The organism is Bacillus sp. LR_5 (genome assembly GCF_042709275.1).
Map to the genome: position 1 here is coordinate 1 of NZ_JAVAXX010000639.1, position 953 is coordinate 953.

A 953-nucleotide genomic window follows, 5' to 3' on the forward strand; every position below is an offset into this window, starting at 1 on the left:
AGTCTTGCGTATCACCATAATATTACGATCGCTTTCTTCAATAGGCAGCTTAAAGGAATGGATATTCTCAAGTTCTCCTCCAAGCGTCGTGATTGCTTTTTTGCCGGCATTCAGTTCTTCTTCAGCTGATGCGGCTTTTAAAGCAACAAACAAACCGTTTTTCTTCACCAGAGGCAGACAAAGTTCGCTCAAAACAGATAGTCTTGCAACTGCTCGCGCCGTCACAATATCATAGCTTTCCCGTACGTCTTTCCGCTGTCCGAATGTTTCAGCTCGGTCATGGCAGAAGTTCGTATTCTCCAATTGCAAAGCTTCAGACAACTTTTCTAAAAACGTAATCCGTTTGTTTAGTGAATCCACGATTGTGACATGGAGGTGCGGAAAGCATATTTTAATCGGAAGACTCGGAAAACCCGCTCCCGCTCCGACATCACAAATCGTGTTCACTTGATTGAAGTCGACATAAAAAGCAGCTGTAATGGAATCATAAAAATGCTTAAGGTACACTTCTTTTTTCTCTGTAATTGAAGTCAGATTGATTTTTTCGTTCCATTCAACCAGCATGTCGTAATACAGCTCAAATTGCTCCAGCTGACGGGGAGAAAGGGAGATCCCTTTTTCCGCCAAACTAGAAGTGAATTCTTCAATATTCATGCCGTCATCCTTTCTACTCGGCTATCTTCGCAATGCGTCCCTGCTCTAAATACACCAATAGAATTGAAATGTCCGCCGGGTTTACACCGGAAATACGGGAAGCTTGGGCAACAGACAAAGGACGCACATTTTTCAGCTTTTGTCGCGCCTCAGTCGCGATCCCTTTGATTGCGTCATAATCAATTCGATCCGGAATTTTTTTGTTTTCCATCTTCTTCAGTTTTTCCACTTGTTGAAGGGATTTTTCAATATATCCTTCATATTTCACTTGGATTTCTACTTGTTCTGCCACGTCTTGC

General features: G+C 42.5%; 1 protein-coding gene and 1 pseudogene. Both read right to left on the reverse strand.

The window, feature by feature from the left end:
• Positions 1-654 (reverse strand): 16S rRNA (guanine(527)-N(7))-methyltransferase RsmG (gene rsmG / locus RAC86_RS39160; RefSeq protein WP_377887003.1); only part of this gene is annotated, 654 nt, incomplete at its 3' end.
• Positions 655-667: 13 nt separating this feature from the next.
• Positions 668-953 (reverse strand): annotated as a pseudogene (locus RAC86_RS39165) (tRNA uridine-5-carboxymethylaminomethyl(34) synthesis enzyme MnmG); the annotation flags it as partial.